The organism is Streptomyces sp. NPDC101165 (assembly GCF_044768135.1).
In the GTDB taxonomy this organism is placed as follows: domain Bacteria; phylum Actinomycetota; class Actinomycetes; order Streptomycetales; family Streptomycetaceae; genus Streptomyces.
The window spans coordinates 143518-164036 of sequence record NZ_JBIWPG010000011.1 but is presented as its reverse complement, the minus strand read 5'-3'; the positions used below and the strand labels follow the sequence as shown (position 1 = coordinate 164036).

Here is a 20519-nt window from a genome sequence, read left to right as displayed (position 1 = left end):
TCAGACATCCGCGCCGTCCGTGGACGCCGCGACAGCGGTCCCTCGGCGTATCGCCGGGGCCCCCGCCCCGACGACGCCCCCCTTCTGCGAGAGGGGCGCCCCCCCCGCTTCTAGGTTGGTTTGAGGCGCGGAGTCAGGGGCCCTACCAGGAAATACTCTCGCCCACGAAGGGAAGGGAGCTGGAGAAATGCCCCGTCTTGAGCACCAGCGTCCTTCCATAACAACTGGTGTCGCTATAGACGGTGACGGTCCTGCCGGACTGGTTCGATACCGTGCGAACATCGTCGCTCGGGTTCACCGGGAAGCAGCCGTGTCCCGTGGGCTTCTGGTCGTAGCGGGCCCCCTCGAAGTTCCGCTTCTCCCAGGTGCACACCTTGCCCTGGGGGCACACCGTCGCGGCGGAAGCGGGCTGCACGGAAGCGAAGGGAAGGGTGGCGGCCAGGGCCGCGCCGGCCAGCAGCAGGGAGCGCTTTCTCACGGGCACATCCATTCTCAAGAAATCGAACATTAGTTCGGAGATCTTGTCATGTTTCCCGCAAGGCGACAAGTCCTGAAATGAGCCACCGAAAGTTTTCAGCATGCCGATGGTGAGGTTGTGGAGGGTCGCCTTGGCCCGTGGTGCGGTCCCGGCGTGGACGGTGGAGGCGTCCTCGGCGAAGGTGACATCCCTGATGTGGTGCGAGGAGTTCTCCACTCCCCAGTGCCCGCGAATCGCGGCGGCCAGGTCGGCGGGGCCGGCTTGGTGGGCGTCGAGGCTGGTGACGGCGTAGACACTCTCACGGGTCTCGCGTGTGCCGGTCTGCTTGCGGCGGTGGTGGACGCGGATGGCCAGGCGGGCGTATTGAAGTGCGGGACACCCAGCGCAATGGGATGCCTGTGCTGGGCGAGCCCAATGGGCCGGGAGGCGGGGGAAGAGGACTTCTGTTGGTCGAGTCTCTGTCCGACAAGTGGAGCCGTGCGGCCGGAGGGTGTCGGGAAAACCGTGTGGGCCGAGAAGGAATTCGGCGCTGGGAACGACTGCAAGTGAACAAAAGTGCCCCACAACGGCTGCCGGGCCGTTGCCGGGCGGAGTGTCAACAGCCAGCCAAGGTGCTATCAACATGCGTAACCGTATCGCCTGGGTGCGCGGCATCCTGGGTGTCTTACGGACAAGGCCGCCCCAGTCGCGTACGCGAGGCAGGCCCACAACAGCAGCCAACGGCGGCGTACCACCGTCGAGTTCTGCCCCGGAGGCGCCCCGGTACTGGCACCCCAACCCGAACGTGGCCCGTTGGATGCGCTGGGCGAGGCAGGCCGAGCGGCTGCGGTGGAGTGGGCAAGGGCTGCCCCTGCTGCCGGTGGAGGCGTGTTGGGGCGGTCGGAGGCCCACCGGGCCCAGGAATGGGGGTCGCGCCGAGCCGCCCGACTGGGGCGGTGGGAGGCAGTAGAGCACCCGGTGCGTGCGTACGTGCTCGTCGCCCTGAGCGATAGGGCGAACCATGATTGACGACGACATTCTGGTACTGCACCTCGTGGACGAGCAGGAGTGGCTCGCCTGGGCCACCCACGTGAGGAAGTGCACCGCAGGGTGTCGGATCAGCTTGGGTGAGGAGTGTGCCGAGGCGGTGCCGCTGCGCAAGGCCGTGCACGAGGCGCGGGCACGCGCTGCGAAGTCGTAGGCGCCGATGGCCGACGTATGACGAGGGGCGCCTGGCGTGGCAACGGCCGTACCGGCGTCCCTTCAGCGGCGTGCGAGTGGTGCCCAGGTGGTGGTGACCTCGCTGGACGCAGAGGGCCTGCTCGCCGTGATCCCCGAGGGCCGCTGGCGCGCCGCCCCTCCGGCCCACGTCCGCGGCAACCCGACCGGCGCGGGCGACTCGGCGGTCGCGGGCCTGCTGTCGGGGCTGGTGGAACACCTGCCGTGGCCGGACCGACTGACCCGCGCGGTCGCGCTGTCGGCGGCGACCGTACGGGCCCCTGCGGCGGGCGAGTTCGACCCGGGGGCGTACGAGGAGCTGCGGGGGCGGGTGGCGGTGAGCGGGGTGGTCAGCGCGGCCTAGGGCCTGTCGTCACCTTCGACAGGCTCTAGCTGTCCCGCTTGACCTGGCCCTTCCTCAGCCAGACCTGGTCCAGCAGGACATTGCACGTGTCGCCGGGCTGGCAGGAGAGCGAGATGGTGTTCGAGCCCTTGTTCAGCGTCGGCCAGGCGTAGGTCTCCGTCCAGGCCTCCGCCGGGTCGGACTTGTGGGTGAAGTTACCCAGGTTGAACTTGTTGCCGAAGGGCTTGCCATTGACGGTGAGGGTCATCTTCTGATCCTCACCGGCGTTGCTGAACCGCGCGAAGATCGTGTACGTGCCCTGCTCGGGGATGTTGTTGAACGTCCAGGTCACCGAGGACCCGACCGTGTTCAGGCCACCCACATAGGCGCCGCCCGCCGCCTGCGCGCCCTTGACGTCCGCCGCCTTCGTCGCCCCGCCCGCCAGCTGGAGGGCGTTCGCGTCCGACTTGGGCAGCTCGCCCGTGGCCGCCGAGTTGCTGCTCGACGGGCTGGGCTTGCTGCTCTGGGACTGGGTCGGGGAGGTGCCGACCTGAGTGCTGGACTTGTTGTCGTCCCCGTTGTCGTTGAGCATCGCGATGCTGATGCCGATGACGACCGCGGCGACCACCGCGATCGCGCCGATCAGCAGGCCCTTGGTGTTCGGGCCGCTGCGGGCCGGGACCGGCGCGGGCTGGCGGCTCGTCGGGGCGCCGCCGGGGAGTGTCTCCGGGGCCTGGTAGTGGGCGTTCGGCTGGCCGTAGGTGCCCTGCTGCTGCGGGACACCGGACTGCGCCTGCTGCCCGCCGTACGTGCGCTCGCCGACCGACCGCACCCTGCTGACCGAGTTCGGGTAGCCGTACCCGCCGGACGGCGGCTGGGCCCCTCTGGCCTGACCGTCGGCGTACAGATAGCCGAACGGGTCGTCGTCCTCGGGCGTGCTCGGGCTGTTTTCGCCGGGCGTCATCCCTTGGTCTCCTCAGCGGGTGCGGGTGGATGCGGTACAGGTCTGGAATGGCGAGCCTACCCGCTCCGGCTGGCCCAAACGGGTGACTCAGACCGCATCAACTCACTGACCTGCGGATCATCCGGCGCGTCGGTGCTGTTTGGGACGAGATCGTTTCTCTACGTACATCCGCTCGTCGGCTGACTTCAACACTTCGTCCGCAGTCATGCCGCAGTGTGCCCAGCCGATGCCGAAACTGGCGCCCACCCGGACGGCCCGTCCCTCGGCGCGGATGGGCTGGATGATCTCGTTGCGCAGGCGTACGGCGAGGTCCTCGGCGTCGGCCTTGCCGAGGCCGTTGGCGAGGATCACGAACTCGTCGCCGCCGAGGCGCGCCACGGTGTCGCCGTCGCGGACACCCCGGGAGAGCCTGCGGGCGACCTCGATCAGGACCGCGTCGCCCGCGTTGTGCCCGAAGCGGTCGTTGATCGACTTGAAGCCGTCCAGGTCGCAGAAGAGGACCGCGAGGCCCTTGGTGCCGTCGTCGCGGGTGTCCTCGGGGGCGACGGTGTGGACGTGGTGGTCGAAGCCGTCGTACGCCTCCGCGCCCGCCGCGAAGTCGAAGCCGTGCCCGGCGGGGGTGTCGAAGGCGGGGTGGCCGTAGGCCGCGTCCAGGGACTCCAGGGCGCCGGCGTGGGTCGGGCGCTGGCAGAGGCTTGCCGACAGGCGGGAGCGCAGCTCGGCCGAGTTCGGCAGGCCGGTGAGGGAGTCGTGGGAGGCGCGGTGGGCGAGCTGCAGCTCGCGGCGCTTGCGCTCCTCGATGTCCTCGACGTGGGTGAGCAGGAAGCGGGGACCGTCGGCGGCGTCCGCGACGACCGAGTTGCGCAGCGACACCCACACGTACGAGCCGTCGCGGCGGCCGAGGCGCAGTTCCGCGCGGCCGCCCTCGGCGGAGGTCCTGAGCAGGGTCCCTATGTCCTCGGGGTGGACGAGGTCGGAGAAGGAGTAGCGGCGCATCGCGGAGGCGGGGCGGCCCAGCAGACGGCACAGGGCGTCGTTGGTGCGCAGGATCCGGCCGTGCTGGTCACCGCCCATCTCGGCGATCGCCATGCCGGAGGGGGCGTACTCGAAGGCCTGCCTGAAGCTTTCCTCGCTGGCGCGCAGCGCCTGCTGCTCCCGCTCCAGGCGGACCAGGGCGCGCTGCATGTTGGAGCGCAGACGCGCGTTGCTGATCGCGATGGCGGCCTGGAAGGCGTACATCTGGAGGGCCTCGCGGCCCCAGGCGCCGGGGTGGCGGCCGTTGCGCGGCCGGTCGACGGATATGACGCCGAGCAGCTCACCGGAGGAGCCGCCCTGCACGCCGGGCGTGTACATCGGTGCGAAGAGCCGGTCGGAGGGGTGCCACTCGTCCTCGAAGCGGGGCGCGGGCCCGTCGGTGTACCACTGCGGGACGTCGTCGTCGTCCAGCACCCAGCCCTCGGTGTGCGGTATGAACACCAGGTCGCCCCACTGCTCGCCCATGTTCAGCCGGCGCAGCCAGGAGTCGCGGGAGCCGACCCGGCCGGTGATCAGGGCCTCGGCGGCGGGGTTGCCGGAGAAGGCGGCGACGACGAGGTCACCGTCGGGACGTACGAGGTTGACGCACGCCATCTCGTACCCGAGAGCGTTCACCGCGCCGTCGGAGACGCTCTGCAGTGTGTCCGCCAGGCTGCGTGCCGTGTTCATGTCGGCCATGACCTGGTGCAGCTGCCGCAGGGACGCAAGACGGACATACGGCTCCGACTCGGTCTCCATGCTCGCCCTCCCCCCGAGACCTCGCAGCGAATCAAGGGTTGTCTTCGGCGCTTCTTTACCCCGGTGGTTCTTGTCGTGTTCTTGGCTTCCCGCCACTGAATCACAGCGCGCTGCCCACTCGGTACACAGGGTCAACAATTCCTGCCCCTTGTGACTCAAGTCACAGAAGAAGGTGAACAATTGAGTGGGGTTTCTGCGTTTTCCCTGTGCGTTTACCGAACGCAGGCTTTGTGAGTGCGTTCACATCATGCACACATCGCCGGCCGCCCATGGTCCCCGGGTCCTAGGACCCGGTTCGGTCCAGGGCCCGATGCGGCGCGCCCGGAGCGGAGATTAGCGTCTCCGGCGTGCTGAACACTCCCTCACCCACCGCCGCACCCCCGTCCGGGCATGCTGAGGGGGTGAGCAACGACGAGTTCCGGGTCGCGATGTCCCGGCTGGCCGCGGGCGTGGTCCTGGTGACCGCGCAGGAGCCGCCGCTGGACCCTGACGACCCGACCGCGCCGGGCGGCGAGGACGTCGGCATGACCGCCACGGCCTTCATGTCCGTCTCGCTGGACCCGCCGCTGGTGCTGGTCAGTCTGCGCACGGGTGCCCGCATGGACGATCTGCTCGACGAGCAGCCGCTGTGGGCGGTCTCGGTCCTCACCGAGAGCCAGCGCCACGTCGCCGGCCGCTTCGCCATGAAGGGCCGCATCAGCGACCGGCTGCTCTTCGAGGACCTCCCCCACGTCCGCGGGGAGGCCTCCGGCGCCCCGCTGGTGGGCGGCGCGCTGGCCACCCTGGAGTGCCGCACCGAGCAGCGGGTGACGGCCGGGGACCACACCCTCGTCATCGGCCGGGTGCTGACCGCTCGGGTACCGAGCGCCGAGGGCGGCCCGCTGATGTATTTCCGCGGCCGCTACCGGCAGTTGGGGTAATCGGCTGCCGCGGAATTCCGTGGCGTTGCCGTGAACACCCGGCTTAATAAGCGTGGATGACCGTTCGTCCGGAAGAGAGATAACCCCGGGAATCGCGAAGCCGAGATGTACGTCACCCGGCATCCGGCAGACGAGCGGCGGCCGGACCGTCGATGTGCCGGACCTGGCACCGCCGGGGTGCGCCGTTCCGGAGGGGCTACGACCAGTCGCGGCCCGACCTGCCCCGCTTGGTGTCCGAGCGCTGCTTCTTCTCCCGCAGCCGCCGCTCGTTGATGCCCCGCGGGATCCGGGTCGGCCGGCGCGGCTTGGGCGGTGGGGCCGTCGCCTCGGCGAGGAGGGCGGCGAGACGCACGGCGGCGGTCTCGCGGTTGCGCCACTGGGAGCGGTGCTCGGAGGACCGTACGACCACGACCCCGTCGACCAGTCGCCCGGCCAGCCGCTGCAGCGCCCGCTCCTTCCACACCTCGGGGAGCGCCTCGGTGGCCGCGAGGTCGAAGCGCAGCTCCACCTGCGAGTCGCTGGTGTTCACATGCTGCCCGCCGGGCCCGGAGGATCTGGAGAAACGCCACGTCAGCTCGGCCTCGGGAAGCGAGACCGAGCCACGGATGAGGTAAGGCCCGGACATGCATCCCATGTTCCCGGTCCGGCCCGCCTCGCGTCATCCGGTTTTCGACATGGGTAAAAAAGGTAAAGGGATCCGGAACCATCGGGACCCCCCTCGACGTTCTCCCCGGTGACGGTAGCTTCGTCGGCACAGAAACCTAAAAGGGAAGGGACTCCCAATCATGGCTGTAAGCCTGTCCAAGGGTGGCAACGTCTCGCTCACCAAGGAGGCTCCGGGCCTGACCGCCGTCACCGTGGGCCTCGGCTGGGACGTCCGCACCACCACCGGCACGGACTTCGACCTCGACGCCTCCGCCATCGCGGTGAACCCGCAGGGCAAGGTCTACTCCGACGCCCACTTCGTGTTCTTCAACAACAAGCAGACCCCGGACAGCTCCATCGTCCACACGGGTGACAACCGCACCGGCGAGGGCGCGGGCGACGACGAGGCGATCAACGTCAACCTCGCGGCCCTCCCGGCCGACGTCGACAAGATCGTCTTCCCGGTCTCCATCTACGACGCCGAGAACCGCGGCCAGAACTTCGGCCAGGTCCGCAACGCGTACATCCGCATCGTCAACCAGGCCGGTGGCGCCGAGATCGCCCGCTACGACCTCTCCGAGGACGCCGCCACCGAGACGGCGATGGTCTTCGGCGAGCTGTACCGCAACGGCGCGGAGTGGAAGTTCCGCGCGGTGGGCCAGGGCTACGCCTCGGGCCTGGTGGGCATCGCCCAGGACTTCGGCGTGAACGTCTGACGGACGCTGCGCTGCGCGAGGACCCCCGGCTTCGGCCGGGGGTCCCGGCATTCGAGGCCGTGCGGCAGCCCTACCAGCCCGCCGGCCGGTAATACCCCAGCACGGCGGACAGTTGGGCGAACCACTCCCCCAGCCGCGCCCTCGGCTTCGCCTCGACGGCGCACTCGTAGAACCGGCCGTCGGGGAGGACCACCGCCACCATCAGGGCCTTGCCGGACGGATGCGCCTTGTAGTGGACGCTGCGGATCTCCTGCCAGGGGAAGTCGACGGACATGCCGTGGTCCTCGAAGGCCACACCCTGGGTGTCGACCACGATCGAGTTGTGGCGGTCGACCGCCATGAACTCCGGGCCGCCGGCCTGCGGCGGGGGTGCGGTCGGGGCGTAGGTGTACTGGGGCGGCGGCGGGCCGAAACCCGGCTGAGCGGTGGCCGGCGGAAGCGGTGGCGGTGGCTGCCGGCCGTAGGGGGGCTGGTTGCCGTGCGGCGGTGGCTGGGTCGTCATCGTCTTCCGTCTCCCCGAACATGGTGTGGCTCCAGCGGAAATCTATCCAGCGCCCGGTGACCCCAGAAGGAGCCGGTCGGTGGATAGGGTCCCGTCATGCTCCTCGAACAGCTCTCGTCGACCGACGGCTCCCTTCCCGCCGAGCTGCTCACCGAGCTCACCGCCCTGTACGCCTCCAACCGCGAGTTCCACGCGCTCAGCGGTGACTTCCCCGACCCGGACGACGTACGGCCCGAGCAGGTGGCGGCCGCGCTGGCCGACGAGTTGGCGCATCCGGACGCCGAGGTGCTGCTCGCCCGCAGCGCGGGGCGGGTGGTCGGGATCGTGATCACGCTCGCGCGACACCCCGACTCGGCCGACCCGGACCCGTGGATCGGGCTGCTGATGGTGGACGCAGCCGAGCAGGGCAAGGGGTACGGCCGACGGGTCGCCACGCTGGTCGAGGAGCGCTTCCGCACCGCCGGGCGCCGGGCCGTCCGGCTCGCCGTCCTGGACGACAACCCCAACGGGCTGGCCTTCTGGACCGCCCTCGGCTACGAGGTCGTCGACCACCGCCCCGACCGCGCCCACGGCCGCCCCTGCGCCGTGCTGCGCAAGGTCCTGCGGACACCCCGGCGGGCGGCCCGCGTCGCCGTCGTGGACCCCGAGGGCGCGGTGCTCCTCTTCCGCTACGACAACGTCGAGGTCGGCGTCCACTGGTCCCTGCCCGGCGGCGGCCTGGAGCCGGGCGAGGGGCCCGTCGAGGGCGCTCTGCGGGAGCTGGCCGAGGAGACCGGCTGGACCGACCTGGAGCCCGGCCCTCTCCTGTGCACCTGGGAGCACGACTTCACCCGCATGGGGATCGCCGTCCGCCAGCACGAGCACATCTACGTCACCCACGGCCCCCACCGCGAACCGACCGGCCCCGGCCTCGCCGCCGCGCACGCCGCCGACGGCATCCTCGCCTGGCGCTGGTGGACCCGGCAGGAGCTGGCCGAGGAGGCGGACCCGGTGTGGCCGCCGGACCTCGCGCGGCTGCTGGACGCGTGGGAAGGCCGAGCGGGCGGGGCGTGACGCTTGAGGCATCAACTTCGCTGGAACAAGAGGTAGTTGGGCGCATTCAGCACGTCCGGATAGCGGATTCCACGGCACGGCTTTCGGATACGAACACGTAAAGTCTTGTCGGCACTCTGTCAAACAAGCCGTTCTCGGTGTCACTCTCTCCTCGCCGCCGCAACTCTGTGCATCCCCTGTTCCCCGCCTGTGTCTCCAACCCCACGGAGACCAGCCTGAAGGAGATCGAGTGAGACAGCAGCCCCACGCTCCCCGCACCTCCCGCAAGACCGCCGTGCGCGCCGCCGCGCTGGTCGGCTCGGCCGCCATGGTCGTCCTCGCGCTGCAGAACGGCGCCGCCACCGCCGCCCCCACGCACACCCCCGGCGCCACCGCCCTCCCGCTCGGCCTCACGGCCCGCGCCGCCGCCATCGAGTCGGCCCAGCGGCAGGCCGGTGCTGCGGCCCGCGAAATCGGCCTCGGCGCCAAGGAGAAGCTGGTCGTCCGGGACGTGGTGAAGGACGCGGACGGTACCGTCCACACCCGTTACGAGCGGACGTACGCCGGGCTCCCCGTCCTCGGCGGCGACCTGGTCACCCATGTGGCGAAGAACGGTTCACTCAAGGGCGTCAGCAAGGCGGTCAAGGCCCGGATATCCGTGCCGACCACCACCGCGGCCGTCTCCCCCGCGAGTGCGAAGAAGACCGCCCTCAAGGCCGCCGACACCGCCAAGGCCAGCGCCTCGACCTCCCGCAAGGTCGTCTGGGCGGCCGGTGCCAAGCCGGTCCTCGCCTACGAGTCCGTCGTCAAGGGCCTCCAGCACGACGGCACCCCGAGCGAGCTGCACGTCATCACCGACGCGCAGAGCGGCAAGAAGCTCTACTCCTACGAGGGCATCGACACCGGCACGGGCACCAGCCGGTACAGCGGCACCGTCACGCTCGGCACCACCTCGTCGGCCTCCGGCGGCTTCGACCTGATCGACGGCGGCCGCGGCGGCCACAAGACGTACGACCTGAACGGCGGTACGTCCGGCACCGGCGCCCTCTTCCACGACGCCGACGACGTCTGGGGCGACGGCAGCGTGACCAACCGCCAGACCGCCGCCGTCGACGCCGCCTACGGCGCAGCCGTCACCTGGGACTTCTACAAGTCCGCGTTCAACCGCAACGGCATCGCGGGCGACGGCAAGGCCGCCTACTCCCGCGTCCACTACGGCAACGCCTACGTCAACGCCTTCTGGAACGACAGCTGCTTCTGCATGACGTACGGCGACGGCGCGGGCAACGCCGACCCGCTCACCTCGCTCGACGTGGCCGGCCACGAGATGAGCCACGGCCTGACCGCGGCCACGGCGAAGCTCAACTACAACCGTGAGTCCGGCGGTCTGAACGAGGCCACCTCGGACATCTTCGGCACCTCGGTCGAGTTCTTCGCGAACAACACCTCGGACCCCGGTGACTACCTCATCGGCGAGAAGATCGACATCAACGGCAACGGCACCCCGCTGCGCTACATGGACAAGCCCAGCAAGGACGGCGGCTCCGCCGACTACTGGTCGAAGACGGTCGGCCGCCTCGACGTGCACTACTCGTCGGGCGTCGCCAACCACTTCTTCTACCTGCTGAGCGAGGGCAGCGGCGCGAAGACGATCAACGGGGTCTCCTACAACTCCCCGACCGTCGACGGCTCCACGGTCACCGGCATCGGCCGGGCCAAGGCCGACCAGATCTGGTACAAGGCCCTGACCACGTACTTCACGTCGACGACCAACTACGCGGGCGCCCGCACCGGCACCCTGCAGGCCGCGGCGGACCTGTACGGCTCGGGCAGCGCGGAGTACAACGCGGTGGCGACGGCCTGGAAGGCGGTCAACGTCAAGTAGCCGCACGTGCACGGCAGTACACCGGCCGGGCCGCCCGTCACGGGTGGTCCGGCCTGCCGTCGCCGTACAGCCAGTCCTTCCAGATCTCGCGGAAGTCCTTGTCCGGGGCCTTCTTCTCCACGTACGCGGTGAAGTCGGCCGTGTCGGCGGTGCCGTAGCGGTGGGCGGCGGCCCAGCCCTGGATGATGTCGTAGAAGGTGTCGTCGCCGACCTTCTGGCGGATCTTCTGCAGGACCATCGCGCCGCGGTCGTAGACCGGTCTGTCGGAGATGTGCGCGGCGCTGGAGGGCTTGGCCGGCGGAAAGGCCCAGATCTCCTCGTGATCGCCCTTGTACAGGTCGGTGAAGGTCTGCTGGGCGCTCTTGCCTCCGAAATCCTCCTTGTAGAGCCACTCCGCGTAGGTCGCGAAGCCCTCGTTGAGCCACATGTCCCGCCAGCTCTTCGGGGTGACCGAGTCGCCGTACCACTGGTGGGCGAGTTCGTGCACGAGCGTGCTCGTGTCGAACTGGTCGGCGGGGAAGACCGGCCGGGTCTGGGTCTCCAGGGCGTAGCCGGCGTCGCCCGGGCGGTCGACGATCGCACCGGTGGAGGAGAACGGGTACGGCCCGAAGTTGGTCTCCTCCCAGTCGATGATCTGGGGGATCTTCGCGAGCACCTTCGCGCTGTCCTCGGCCTGGGTGGGGTCGACCGCGGTGAGGACGGGCAGGCCGCGCGGGCCCGTGGTGCGGGTGATGTCGTAGTGCCCGATGGCGACCGTGGCGAGGTAGCCGGCCATGGGCTGGGCGCAGTGCCAGGCGAAGGTGGTCCGGCCGCCCTTGGTGCGCTGACTCGTCAACTCTCCGTTGGAGACGGCCTGGAGGCCCTTCGGGACGGTGACGGTGATGTCGTACGTCGCCTTGTCCGAGGGGTGGTTGTTGCTGGGGAACCAGGCCATGGCGCCGACGGGCTCGCCGAGGGCGAGGGCACCGTCGGCGGTGCGCAGCCAGCCCTCCTCGGAGCCGTCGGGGTCGGTGAGGGTCTTCGGTTCGCCCGCGTAGCGGACGGTGATGCCGAACGTCTCGCCCTTGTCGAGGTCGTCGTGGGGCCGGACGGTGAGCTCCTGGCCGGCGCGGTTCCAGCGGGCGCGGCTGCCCTCGACGGTGACCGACTCGACGTCCAGTCCGGCGAGGTCGAGGTCGAAGGCGGACAGGTCCTTCGTGGCGCGGGCGGTGATGACCGCTTTGCCGGTGAGGTGACGGGTGCCGGGGGTGTAGTCGAGGGTGAGGGCGTAGTGGGTGACGTCGTAGCCGCCGTTGCCCGCCTTCGGGAAGTACGGATCGCGCACGCCGGAGCCCCCTGGGGTGCCGTGGACCCCGCCGTCGCACGCGGTGCCGGTGAGGGCGAGAGCGAGCAGGGTGGCGACCGCCGGGACAAGGCGCGCGGATCTGGACATGTCAGTGATCTTAGGCGGGCGGGGCACGCGGGAGCAGGGGTGGGCGGTGGGCGTGACACCATCTCTTCCGTGCTTGACATCGGCTACGCCCTCTCCAACCGCTTCCCGGACCCGCCGCAGACCGACTACCGCCGCGCGGACGTCCACGCGCTGCGGCACGACCTGTTCTGCGGTGACGTCTATCTCGCGGACACCAAGTCGGACCGGGAGCTGTCCACAGCCTGGGGATGGGTGCCGGTGCTGGACTTCGCGTGGGCGCTGTGCGACATCGTGGAGCAGCTGGACCGGGACCCCATGGGCTCCCGCGCCTCCCGGCCGCAGCACGCGGAGCTGGACTTCACCGAGTCCACCGACCGCATGCTGTTCGAGCGCCGCTTCGGCTGGGTGGACGTCGAGGCCGACTGGATGCCGGCCGAGGAGCCCCCGCTCACCTTCTCCCACACCGAACTGCGCCGCGAGGCCCGGGACTTCCTGCACGACCTGCTCGCCGACCTGACCGACCTGCACGAATCCCTGTCGGAGAACCCGGCCGTGTGGACACTGCAGGCCCGCTTTCCCCGAGTGCCATAACTCCGCGCGCCGCTCCGGGGGCTGCCGCCCCCAGGCCCCCGCTTCGGCCTGAACGGCCTCGCCCTCAAGCGCCGGACGGGCTGTTCGGATCCACCCTGATTCCCCATTCGTGTGCCAGCACCGGCGCCAGGTCGAGCAGCTGCCCGGTGCTGATCACCGCCCCCGACAGCCGGTCCAGACCGCGGACGATCTCCAGCGGAGCGGCGCCGCGCAGGTCCACGTCCTTCAGGGTCGCACCGCTGAAGTCGGCCTCCTTCAGGGCGCAGTCGAGGAACTCGACCCGCTCCAGATGGGCGCCCGCGAAGTCCGGTTCGACCAGGACGCAGGAGTCGAAGACCACGTCCTTGAGGCGGGCCTCGCGCAGATTGAGGTAGTCGATCTTGCCGCCGCGAATCACGACCCGCTCCAGGACGGCGCCGTGGAGCTGGGTGCCGCCGAGGCGGGGGTCGATCAGTTCGACGTCGCGGAGCGTGGACTCGGCGAGGTGGGTGCCGACGCCCCGCAGGCCGGTGAGGACCGAGTCCAGGAAGCGGGCCCGGCCCAGTGCCGTCTCGTCCACCGCGCAGCCCGTCAGCGCGCAGTCCAGGAAGCGGGCGCCCGCGCCGTCCTGCCGGGCCAGGTCCGCCTCCCGGAACTCCAGCCCGTCGTAGTCGCCGTCCGGCGCCAACTCCCCGTCCGTCCAGGGCTCCAGGGGCGGCAGCCGCAGCTCCGGCCGCCGTGCGCCCTTGATCGCCGCCTTGCTCGTACCCGTCGCTCTCCTCGCCATGGCCCCATGCTGCACCCCTCCACTGACAATCCGCCTGACCTGCGGAAACCAGATCCGCGCCCGGGTCGATGTCACATTTCGGGGTCCTGTTCAGTCGTATGCACGGAAGGTGAACCGACCTGAGGGAGAGCGCACCCCATGCATCGCATCACCGTCGTCGGCGGCGGCTTCGCCGGGCTCACCGCCGCCATCACGGCCGCCGAGGCAGGCGCCGAGGTCACCGTGTACGAGGCCCACCACACCCTCGGCGGGCGGGCCCGCACCGCCGAGGCGCCGTACCGGACGAACGAGGGCCCGCACGCCCTCTACAACGGAGGCCCGCACTGGACCTGGCTCAAGCAGCGGGACCTGATCGGGCCGCTCGCCCCGCTCCCGCCCCTGGAGGCGGCCCGGCTGCGGCTGCGTCACCACGGCGTCCTGCGCCGCACCCCGCCCTTCGCCCTGCTCAAGCTGCTGCGCCCCAGCGTCCGCCAGGCCCCCGTCGACACCGACTTCCTCAGCTGGGCGACCGGCGTCGCCGGCGAGGAGGGCGCCCGGGCCGCCGCGAACTACTCCGCCGTCGCCCTCTTCCACCACGACCCGGGCGCCCTGTCCGCCGCCTTCGTGCAGGAGCGGCTGCGCCGGGCCACCAGGCTGCCACCGGAGGCGCACTATCCACGCGGCGGCTGGGCGAGCCTCATCGACCGGATGGCCGCGCGGGCCTGGAAGCTCGGCGTGCGGATCGAGACGCTGTCCCGCGTCGACACCCTGCCGACCGACACCCCCGTGGTCGTCGCCACCTCCCTGCCCGCCGCCCGTCGGCTGCTCGGCGACGACTCGCTGACCTGGCCCGGCGGCCGTACCGTCCTGCTCGACCTCGCCCTGCGCACCCGGCGCGGGGACGCCTTCGCCGTCTCCGACCTGGACGCGCCCGGCTGGATCGAGCGGTTCACCGCGCAGGACCGGACCCTCGCCCCGGCCGGCGAGCAGCTGCTCCAGGGGCAGATCCCGATCGGCCCGGGCGAGGCGCGCGGCGACGGTCTCGCCCGGGCCGAGGAGCTGCTCGACCTGGCCTTCGAGGGGTGGCGGGAGCGGGTCACCTGGCGGCGGGAGTCCGTGGCGGAGGGGCGTACGGGAGCCGTGGACCTGCCGGGGACCAGCTGGCGGGACCGGCCCTCCGTGGACCGCGGCGACGGCGTCTACCTGGCCGGCGACCAGGTGGCGGCGCCGGGCGTGCTGTCGGAGGTGTCCTTCAACAGCGCGGTCACCGCGGTGTCGTTGATCCTCGGCCGGACCGTCCTTGACCTCAAGCATGCTTGAGGTTGAAGGGTGGGCTCCGGAGACGGAGACACGATCACTGGGGGTCCCATGCACGCCGTGCGCCTGTACGCCTTCGGGCCGGCCGAGAACCTGGCCTACGAGGAGGCCGCGGACCCGGTGCCGGGGCCGGGCGAGGTGCGGATCGCCGTGGCGGCGGCGGGGGTGCACCTGCTCGACACGGCCCTGCGCGAGGGCCGGTAGGGTCCGCTGCCCGAACCGCCCGCTCTGCCCACCGTCCCCGGCCGTGAGGTCGCGGGGGTCGTGGACGCCGTCGGCGACGATGTCGCGGAGACGTGGCTCGGCCGGCGGGTGGTCGCCCACCTGGGCTTCGCGCCGGGCGGGTACGCCGAACTCGCCGTCACCGCCGCCGAACGCCTGCACGAGATCCCGGAAGGACTGGGCTTCGCCGAGGCCGTCGCGATGATCGGTACGGGGCGTACGGCCCTGGGGATCGCACAGTTCGCCGAGCCGGGTCCGGACGACGTGGTCGTCGTACCGGCGGCTGCCGGCGGCGTCGGCACCCTGCTCGTGCAGTACGCCAAGAACGCCGGAGCGACGGTGATCGGCCTCGCGGGCGGGCCGGAGAAGACCGCCCGTGTGCGGGCCGACGGCGCCGATCTCGCGGTCGACTACAACGACTCCGCCTGGCCGGCCAAGGTCCGCGCCCATCTCGGCGGGCAACTCGCGACGATCGTCTACGACGGCGTCGGCGGCGCGGTTGCCCGGGAGGCCGTGGTGCTGCTCGGGCCCGGCGGCCGGCATCTCGTCTTCGGCTGGTCGGCGGAGGGCATCGGGGAGGGCGCCCGGGGCCACTTCGTCGACGGGCTCTCCGAGTCGGTCCTCGGCCCGGCGATGCTGCAGAAGGCCGGCGGTCTGCGCGCCCTCGAACTGCGCGCCCTCACCGAGGCCGGCCAGGGCCGCCTGCGCCCGGCCGTCACCCGTTTCCCACTCTCCGAGGCGGCCGCGGCACACCGGGCGCTGGAGAACCGCGGCACGATCGGAAAGGTGGTCCTTGAGCCATGAGGCACAAGACCGGCAAGACTCCGCACGCGGATGCGATACGCCCTGATTCGTGGTCTTCTGGCCAGATGGGCATCGGCCGAAAGGGTGAAGCCCCGTCGGCGACGGCAGCAGCCGAAGGAGCCGATCCCCACCGTTGGTGGAGCCTGGTCGTCATCGCTCTCGCCCAGCTGATGGTGGTGCTGGACGCGACGATCGTGAACATCGCACTGCCCTCGGCACAGCACGACCTGGGCATGTCCGACGGCAACCGGCAGTGGGTCATCACCGCCTACACCCTGGCCTTCGGCGGACTCCTGCTGCTCGGCGGCCGGATCGCCGACCTCGTCGGCCGCAAACGGACCTTCGTCATCGGGCTCGTCGGCTTCGCGGCCGCCTCCGCACTGGGCGGCGCGGCCACCGGCCCCGGCATGCTCTTCGGCGCCCGCGCCCTGCAGGGCGTCTTCGCCGCCGTCCTCGCGCCCTCCGCGCTGAGCCTGCTGACCACGACCTTCACCGACCCCCGCGAGCGCAGCAAGGCCTTCGGCATCTACGGCGCCCTGGCCGGCAGCGGCTCGGCGATCGGGTTCATCGTCGGCGGTCTGCTCACCGAGTACCTGAACTGGCGCTGGTGCCTGTACGTCAACGTGCCCATCGCGTTCGCCGCGGTCCTCGGCGCCTTCGCCCTGCTGCACGACCGCCCCGGCCGCACCGACGCCCACCTCGACGTACCCGGCGTCCTGCTCGGCTGCGGCGGACTCGTCGCGATCGTCTACGGCTTCAGCGAGGCCGAGCCGCGCGGCTGGACCGACCCGCTGGTGCTCGGACTGTTCGCGGGCGGTGTCGTCCTGCTCATCGCGTTCGTCTGGTGGCAGAACCGCGCCCCGAGCCCGCTGCTCCCGCTGCGCATCGTCAAGGACCGCAACCGCGCGGGGAGTTTCCTGACCATGATGCTCGCGGTGATCGGCATGTTCGGGATGTTCCTGTTCATGACCTACTACCTGCAGGTCATCCTCGGCTACTCGCCGATGAGGGCGGGCCTGGCCTTCCTCCCGCTGACCGTGGCGATCATCACCGGCTCGACCCAGATATCGGCCCGCCTGCTGCACCGGGTGCCCCCGCGCATGCTCATGGTGCCCGGCACGCTCCTCGCCGCCTCCGGCCTGCTCCTGCTGACCCGGATGACCGTCACCTCCTCCTACACCACCGAGATCCTGCCCTCGCTGCTCCTGATGGGCCTCGGCATGGGCCTGACCTTCATGCCGGTGTTCGCCACCGCCACCGCCGGCGTCCCCGCGCGCGACTCCGGCGTCACCTCGGCCACAGTCAACACCGCCCAGCAGGTGGGCGGCTCGATCGGTACGGCCCTGCTCAACACCATCGCCACCACCAGCAGCACCGCCTACGTCGCAGCCCATCTGCACAACCCGGCCGACAAGGCCACCGTGGTCCCGGAGGGCGTGGTGCACGGCTACACGGTCGCCATCTGGTGGGCCGCCGGCATCATGCTCCTCGCCGGACTGGTCGCGGGCCTGATGGTCACGGCCAAGGCACCCGGGCACGGCGCACGGGCCGGGGCGCGGGTGGCGGAGTCGGCGGTCTGACCTGCCGCGCCTCGCGCCGCAACCGTCGAGGGGGAGGGTGGCCGGCGGCCGCCCTCCCCCTCACCCGTGGTCCGTCCGGCGGGTCAGCCGGTGACCGCCTTGGTCGGCGCGCTGGTCGCGGAGCCGTCCTTGTGTCCGGTGCGGCGGGCGATCACCTTCACGGTGATCTTCTTGCCCTTCTGGGCCGCCTTCAGCACCAGCGAGGACCGGGTCGCCCCGCTGATCGCCCGGCCGTTCGCGTACCACTGGTACGCGAACGACGTGGCCGCCGGGCTCCAGGTGCCGTTCGTCGTCCTCAGCGTCCGGCCGACCTTCGCCGTGCCGCTGATCACCGGCGGCTCGGTCGCCCTGGGCGCGTCGCCCTGGGCGACGGTCACCGCGGGCGAGGTCGCCGTACCGCTGCTCCAGCCGCTCCTGGCGGCGATGACGGTCACGGTGAGCTTCTTGCCGACCAGGGACGCCGGGATCGTGTACGACGCCGCGGTCGCCCCGGCAATGGCCTTCCCGTCGGCGTTCCACTGGTAGCCGTACGACGACGGGACCTGCGACCAACTGCCGGTCGAGGCGGTGACCTTGGCGCCGGCCTTGGCGGTACCGGTCACCTCGGGCGGGGCCATGTTCTGCAGCCGGGGCTGCTCGGTCACGGTGAACGAGCCGCGCTGGTACTCACAGCAGCCCGTGAACACACTGACGTTCCAGCTGCCCGGGGCGGCGCCGGTCAGGTCGAGCGTGGCCGTCACCGAACGGTTGTCGGCGGCGACCGAGTCCGCCTTCGCCCTGATGGTCTGGCCCGCCCGGCTCAGCCGGACCTCCGTGTCCGGGCCGAGCGCGGTGCCGGTGACCGTGACCTGCACCTTGCCACCGCTCCCGCCCGTGGCCGGGCTGACCGCCGTGACGGACGTCTTCTCCGTGCCGCACAGCGAGGAGGAGCAGGCCAGCCTGGCACTGTAGGAGGTGCTGGACGCCTTCTCGGGGAGGCCGAGGACGAACACCGTCGGGGTGGCCGCCGACGACGAGCCGAGCGCGGCGCACCGGTAGCTCTCGGGGACGTAGCGCGTGCAGCCGTTGTTCCAGGTGGCCGTGTTGTACAGCGCGGGCACCGCCGTGGTGGTGGCGCCGGTGGTGTCCTTGACGTCGACGTCGAAGCGGTCGAAGCCGCCGGTCGGCAGCGCCGCGCACACGGCGGTGTGCGACTCGTCGAGCGTGCCGGTGACGGGCCCGTACCCGAACGCGACGGACGGCACCTCGGTGCACTCGGGCGCGGGGCCGTCGGCGGTGGCGACGCGCAGGGCGTCCAGGTGGTACTCGGGCGAGGCCTTCAGGTTCGCCGGGGTCTGGACGAGGACCTGGTGGATGGTGGAACCGGAGACCGCGCAGGAGCGGTTGCGGAAGGAGCACTCGGTGCTCCCGTCACCGCCGAGGACGGCGATATTGGCGGTGCCCAGCGGATCCCGGACGTCGACATGGAGGACGTCGGTGGCCGCGTCGGTGGTGACCTGCGCGCAGTTCAGGGTGCCGGGAGCGCCGTACGTGCCCTTCACCGACGGTCCGCCCACCTTGGCCGCGGCGGTCCTGGTGCAGCCCGCCGAGTCGGCGGTCGCGGTGACGTCGCGGCGGGTGAGGGTGTAGGCGGCGGCCTGGTCGCGGCCGGTGACGAGCACGGTGTGGGCCTTGCCCGGGGTGAGCGTGCAGAGGGTCCAGCCGCTGGTGGTGGCCGAGCGGTCGCAGACCTTCTTGCCGGTGGAGTCCAGCACCGAGAACTTCGCGGGTACGTCGCCGGAGGTGGCGGTCAGCTGGACGACCTCGGCGCTCGTGTGGGCGTCGGCCGGGATGCTCAGGCAGTGCGCGAAGACGCCGTCGCCGGTGGTGAGCGTCGCCTTCGCGCCGTCGGCGGTGAAGCTGCCGGCGGGCAGGACGGGGCAGTCGTTCGGGCCGTCCGTGCGGTACAGGGCGACCGCGTACGGACCGGTCGCGGCATCGGCGCTGTCCTCGGTGTGGAGCAGCGCGCGGAAGGGCGCCGTACCGGTGAGGGCGCAGTCGCCGCCGGACAGACCCTGGGCGTCGCACTGCACGGTGCCGTCCCGGTCCACCACCTCGACGTCGGCGTCGACGCCGGGAGAGGCGAGCGGGGTGAGCGCGGCGATCCGGGCGCCCTGCGGGGCGGACAGAGTCAGGCAGTCGTACTGGCCGACCGTGCTCAGCTCGCCCTTGTGCAGCCCCGTCCCGGCCGTCTCGCACCCGGCGTCGGAGGCGCGGTCGAGGACGACGAGGCCCGCGCGGGGGCCGGAGAAGGGATAGGTGCTGTCGAGAAGCGCGGTGTACGTACCGGCGGAAGGCACCCGGCAGGGGTCCCACCCCGACCGGCACACCGTCCTGCCGGCGGCGTCGTACACCCGGGCCGCGCCGGTGGAGCGCTCGCCGCTGACGTAGTGGACGGTGTACGGGCCCGCCTTGTCGGCGGTGAAGGTGAAGCAGGGGTCGGTGACGAGGTCCGGACCCTTCAGGACGCCGTACGGCCGTACGGGTGCCGGGGTGCAGCCCCGCGGGTCGTTCAGGCGGCGCACGCTCACCGCGTACGCGGCCGGGAAGCCCTTCTCCCCGCGGGTCACCTGGGAGATCACCCGGTAGGGGCCCTTGCCGTCGGCGGGCAGGACGCAGCTGTCCTCGCCGTCCTCCGGGAAGTGCGGGCAGATGCGGGCGCCGGTCGCGTCGGTGATCCAGGCGCGGGAGGAGCCGTCCGCCGTGGGGCCGTGGGCGAGACGGATCCGCTCGCCCGGCTTCGCCTCGAACGGCTGGCAGTCGACCTCGACGGGGCTCGCCGTCGTCCGGGTGACCACCGGGAGGTCCCAGGCGGTGCCCACGGAGTCCGCGCAGCCCTTCAGGGAGGCGAGCGGGACGACCGTCACCGCCGTGTCCGCCGCCGACCCGCCCTGGTTGCGGACGGCGAGCGTGTAGGTGCCGGCCGCGGGCAGGTCGCACCAGCCCTTGTCCCGGTACTCGGCGTCGTAGCAGTCGAGTTGGGTGCCGTCGGCGCTGGTGACCTGCGCGTACAGGTTGCTGCTGTCGTCCTTCAGGGACACCAGGTGCAGGCCCGGCGCGTCGGCGGTGAAGGTGAAGCAGGCGGTGCCGTCGGCCGGGACGCTCGCCTTGGCGGCGGCGTCGCCCGGGTCGCCGAACGGTGCGAGGGCGAGCGGCGCGCACGACGGGTCGTCGGCGCGGGCGGCGCCCGCCCCGGTGAGGGTCAGCAGTGAGGCGAGCAGTGAGACGAGGACGGCGACGGCGGCGAGCCGCCCGGGTCTCACCGCCGCACAGGAGTTGTCGGACAAGGAATTCCCCCTGGATGGTCGGTAGTTGAGGCGATGGTCGCACACAGGTGCGACACAGCCTCAACGGG

General features: G+C 71.3%; 17 protein-coding genes and 1 pseudogene. 10 read left to right on the top strand and 8 right to left on the bottom strand.

Features of this window, described 5'->3' with window-relative positions; translation table 11 throughout:
- Positions 1-142 precede the first annotated feature (142 nt).
- Entirely contained in the window at positions 143-694 is a 552-nt protein-coding gene (locus tag ACIRVH_RS24515; protein WP_403956659.1) for a peptidase inhibitor family I36 protein, read from the bottom strand.
- A 784-nt stretch (positions 695-1478) separates the two neighbouring features.
- Between ACIRVH_RS24515 and ACIRVH_RS24510 the strand changes: the two genes are divergently transcribed.
- The gene (locus ACIRVH_RS24510) at positions 1479-1658 is read left to right on the top strand and encodes a hypothetical protein (protein WP_403956657.1); all 180 of its coding nucleotides are present in this window, start codon (positions 1479-1481) and stop codon (positions 1656-1658) included.
- A 36-nt stretch (positions 1659-1694) separates the two neighbouring features.
- Complete coding sequence (locus ACIRVH_RS24505) at positions 1695-2039, top strand: PfkB family carbohydrate kinase (protein ID WP_403956655.1); 345 nt, start codon at positions 1695-1697, stop codon at positions 2037-2039.
- Between the two features lie 25 nt (positions 2040-2064).
- Here the strand turns inward: ACIRVH_RS24505 and ACIRVH_RS24500 are convergent, their stop codons facing one another.
- Both ACIRVH_RS24500 and cdgB read right to left on the bottom strand, forming a co-directional pair.
- The gene (locus ACIRVH_RS24500; protein ID WP_403956653.1) at positions 2065-2982 is read right to left on the bottom strand and encodes a carbohydrate-binding protein; all 918 of its coding nucleotides are present in this window, start codon (positions 2980-2982) and stop codon (positions 2065-2067) included.
- A 117-nt stretch (positions 2983-3099) separates the two neighbouring features.
- Complete coding sequence (gene cdgB, locus ACIRVH_RS24495) at positions 3100-4755, bottom strand: diguanylate cyclase CdgB (RefSeq protein WP_403956651.1); 1656 nt, start codon at positions 4753-4755, stop codon at positions 3100-3102.
- A gap of 347 nt (positions 4756-5102) precedes the next feature.
- Between cdgB and ACIRVH_RS24490 the strand changes: the two genes are divergently transcribed.
- Positions 5103-5675: a flavin reductase family protein gene (locus ACIRVH_RS24490; protein ID WP_403956649.1), complete on the top strand. Its 573-nt coding sequence runs from the start codon at positions 5103-5105 to the stop codon at positions 5673-5675.
- A gap of 196 nt (positions 5676-5871) precedes the next feature.
- Here ACIRVH_RS24490 and arfB read toward each other — a convergent pair whose 3' ends face one another.
- The gene (gene arfB / locus ACIRVH_RS24485; RefSeq protein WP_389176606.1) at positions 5872-6309 is read right to left on the bottom strand and encodes an alternative ribosome rescue aminoacyl-tRNA hydrolase ArfB; all 438 of its coding nucleotides are present in this window, start codon (positions 6307-6309) and stop codon (positions 5872-5874) included.
- Between the two features lie 151 nt (positions 6310-6460).
- Here arfB and ACIRVH_RS24480 point away from each other — a divergent pair, with 151 nt between their 5' ends.
- Positions 6461-7036, top strand: coding sequence for a TerD family protein (locus ACIRVH_RS24480; RefSeq protein WP_403956646.1), 576 nt, complete (start codon positions 6461-6463; stop codon positions 7034-7036).
- 70 nt (positions 7037-7106) lie between these two features.
- On the opposite strand, the gene ACIRVH_RS24475 is transcribed toward ACIRVH_RS24480, so the two are convergent.
- Positions 7107-7538 carry a hypothetical protein gene (locus ACIRVH_RS24475; RefSeq protein WP_403956644.1) on the bottom strand — a complete coding sequence of 144 codons (432 nt, stop codon included), beginning with the start codon at positions 7536-7538 and terminating at the stop codon, positions 7107-7109.
- A 96-nt stretch (positions 7539-7634) separates the two neighbouring features.
- On the opposite strand from ACIRVH_RS24475, the gene ACIRVH_RS24470 reads away from it, so the two are divergent.
- Positions 7635-8591, top strand: a complete 957-nt coding sequence (locus ACIRVH_RS24470) for a GNAT family N-acetyltransferase (protein ID WP_403956642.1) — start codon at positions 7635-7637, stop codon at positions 8589-8591.
- 307 nt (positions 8592-8898) lie between these two features.
- Positions 8899-10455 carry a M4 family metallopeptidase gene (locus ACIRVH_RS24465; RefSeq protein ID WP_403957140.1) on the top strand — a complete coding sequence of 519 codons (1557 nt, stop codon included), beginning with the start codon at positions 8899-8901 and terminating at the stop codon, positions 10453-10455.
- 37 nt (positions 10456-10492) lie between these two features.
- Here ACIRVH_RS24465 and ACIRVH_RS24460 read toward each other — a convergent pair whose 3' ends face one another.
- Positions 10493-11887 carry a M1 family metallopeptidase gene (locus tag ACIRVH_RS24460; RefSeq protein WP_403956641.1) on the bottom strand — a complete coding sequence of 465 codons (1395 nt, stop codon included), beginning with the start codon at positions 11885-11887 and terminating at the stop codon, positions 10493-10495.
- Positions 11888-11956: 69 nt separating this feature from the next.
- Between ACIRVH_RS24460 and ACIRVH_RS24455 the strand changes: the two genes are divergently transcribed.
- The gene (locus ACIRVH_RS24455; RefSeq protein ID WP_403956639.1) at positions 11957-12457 is read left to right on the top strand and encodes a hypothetical protein; all 501 of its coding nucleotides are present in this window, start codon (positions 11957-11959) and stop codon (positions 12455-12457) included.
- A 64-nt stretch (positions 12458-12521) separates the two neighbouring features.
- On the opposite strand, the gene ACIRVH_RS24450 is transcribed toward ACIRVH_RS24455, so the two are convergent.
- The gene (locus tag ACIRVH_RS24450; protein WP_403956637.1) at positions 12522-13223 is read right to left on the bottom strand and encodes a pentapeptide repeat-containing protein; all 702 of its coding nucleotides are present in this window, start codon (positions 13221-13223) and stop codon (positions 12522-12524) included.
- Between the two features lie 138 nt (positions 13224-13361).
- Between ACIRVH_RS24450 and ACIRVH_RS24445 the strand changes: the two genes are divergently transcribed.
- The 3 genes and pseudogenes from ACIRVH_RS24445 to ACIRVH_RS24435 all read left to right on the top strand — a co-directional run bounded on the left by ACIRVH_RS24445 (position 13362) and on the right by ACIRVH_RS24435 (position 17125).
- A complete protein-coding gene (locus ACIRVH_RS24445; RefSeq protein ID WP_403956635.1) occupies positions 13362-14522 on the top strand; it encodes an NAD(P)-binding protein in 1161 nt (386 codons plus the stop codon).
- Between the two features lie 48 nt (positions 14523-14570).
- Positions 14571-15545, top strand: a pseudogene (locus tag ACIRVH_RS24440) (zinc-binding dehydrogenase).
- A 65-nt stretch (positions 15546-15610) separates the two neighbouring features.
- Positions 15611-17125: an MFS transporter gene (locus ACIRVH_RS24435; RefSeq protein WP_403956633.1), complete on the top strand. Its 1515-nt coding sequence runs from the start codon at positions 15611-15613 to the stop codon at positions 17123-17125.
- An 83-nt stretch (positions 17126-17208) separates the two neighbouring features.
- Here ACIRVH_RS24435 and ACIRVH_RS24430 read toward each other — a convergent pair whose 3' ends face one another.
- On the bottom strand, positions 17209-20451 hold the full coding sequence (locus ACIRVH_RS24430; protein WP_403956631.1) for a Tat pathway signal protein: 3243 nt from the start codon (positions 20449-20451) through the stop codon (positions 17209-17211).
- Between the last annotated feature and the right edge of the window lie 68 nt (positions 20452-20519).

Excerpts from the sequence above, each read along its gene's own strand:
- arfB (WP_389176606.1), bottom strand. The coding sequence starts at position 6,309 with ATGGGATGCATGTCCGGGCCTTACCTCATCCGTGGCTCGGTCTCGCTT.
- ACIRVH_RS24450 (WP_403956637.1), bottom strand. The coding sequence starts at position 13,223 with ATGGCGAGGAGAGCGACGGGTACGAGCAAGGCGGCGATCAAGGGCGCA.
- ACIRVH_RS24475 (WP_403956644.1), bottom strand. The coding sequence starts at position 7,538 with ATGACGACCCAGCCACCGCCGCACGGCAACCAGCCCCCCTACGGCCGG.
- ACIRVH_RS24460 (WP_403956641.1), bottom strand. The coding sequence starts at position 11,887 with ATGTCCAGATCCGCGCGCCTTGTCCCGGCGGTCGCCACCCTGCTCGCT.
- ACIRVH_RS24510 (WP_403956657.1), top strand. The coding sequence starts at position 1,479 with ATGATTGACGACGACATTCTGGTACTGCACCTCGTGGACGAGCAGGAG.
- ACIRVH_RS24470 (WP_403956642.1), top strand. The coding sequence starts at position 7,635 with ATGCTCCTCGAACAGCTCTCGTCGACCGACGGCTCCCTTCCCGCCGAG.
- ACIRVH_RS24465 (WP_403957140.1), top strand. The coding sequence starts at position 8,899 with ATGGTCGTCCTCGCGCTGCAGAACGGCGCCGCCACCGCCGCCCCCACG.
- cdgB (WP_403956651.1), bottom strand. The coding sequence starts at position 4,755 with ATGGAGACCGAGTCGGAGCCGTATGTCCGTCTTGCGTCCCTGCGGCAG.
- ACIRVH_RS24445 (WP_403956635.1), top strand. The coding sequence starts at position 13,362 with ATGCATCGCATCACCGTCGTCGGCGGCGGCTTCGCCGGGCTCACCGCC.
- ACIRVH_RS24500 (WP_403956653.1), bottom strand. The coding sequence starts at position 2,982 with ATGACGCCCGGCGAAAACAGCCCGAGCACGCCCGAGGACGACGACCCG.
- ACIRVH_RS24480 (WP_403956646.1), top strand. The coding sequence starts at position 6,461 with ATGGCTGTAAGCCTGTCCAAGGGTGGCAACGTCTCGCTCACCAAGGAG.
- ACIRVH_RS24435 (WP_403956633.1), top strand. The coding sequence starts at position 15,611 with ATGGGCATCGGCCGAAAGGGTGAAGCCCCGTCGGCGACGGCAGCAGCC.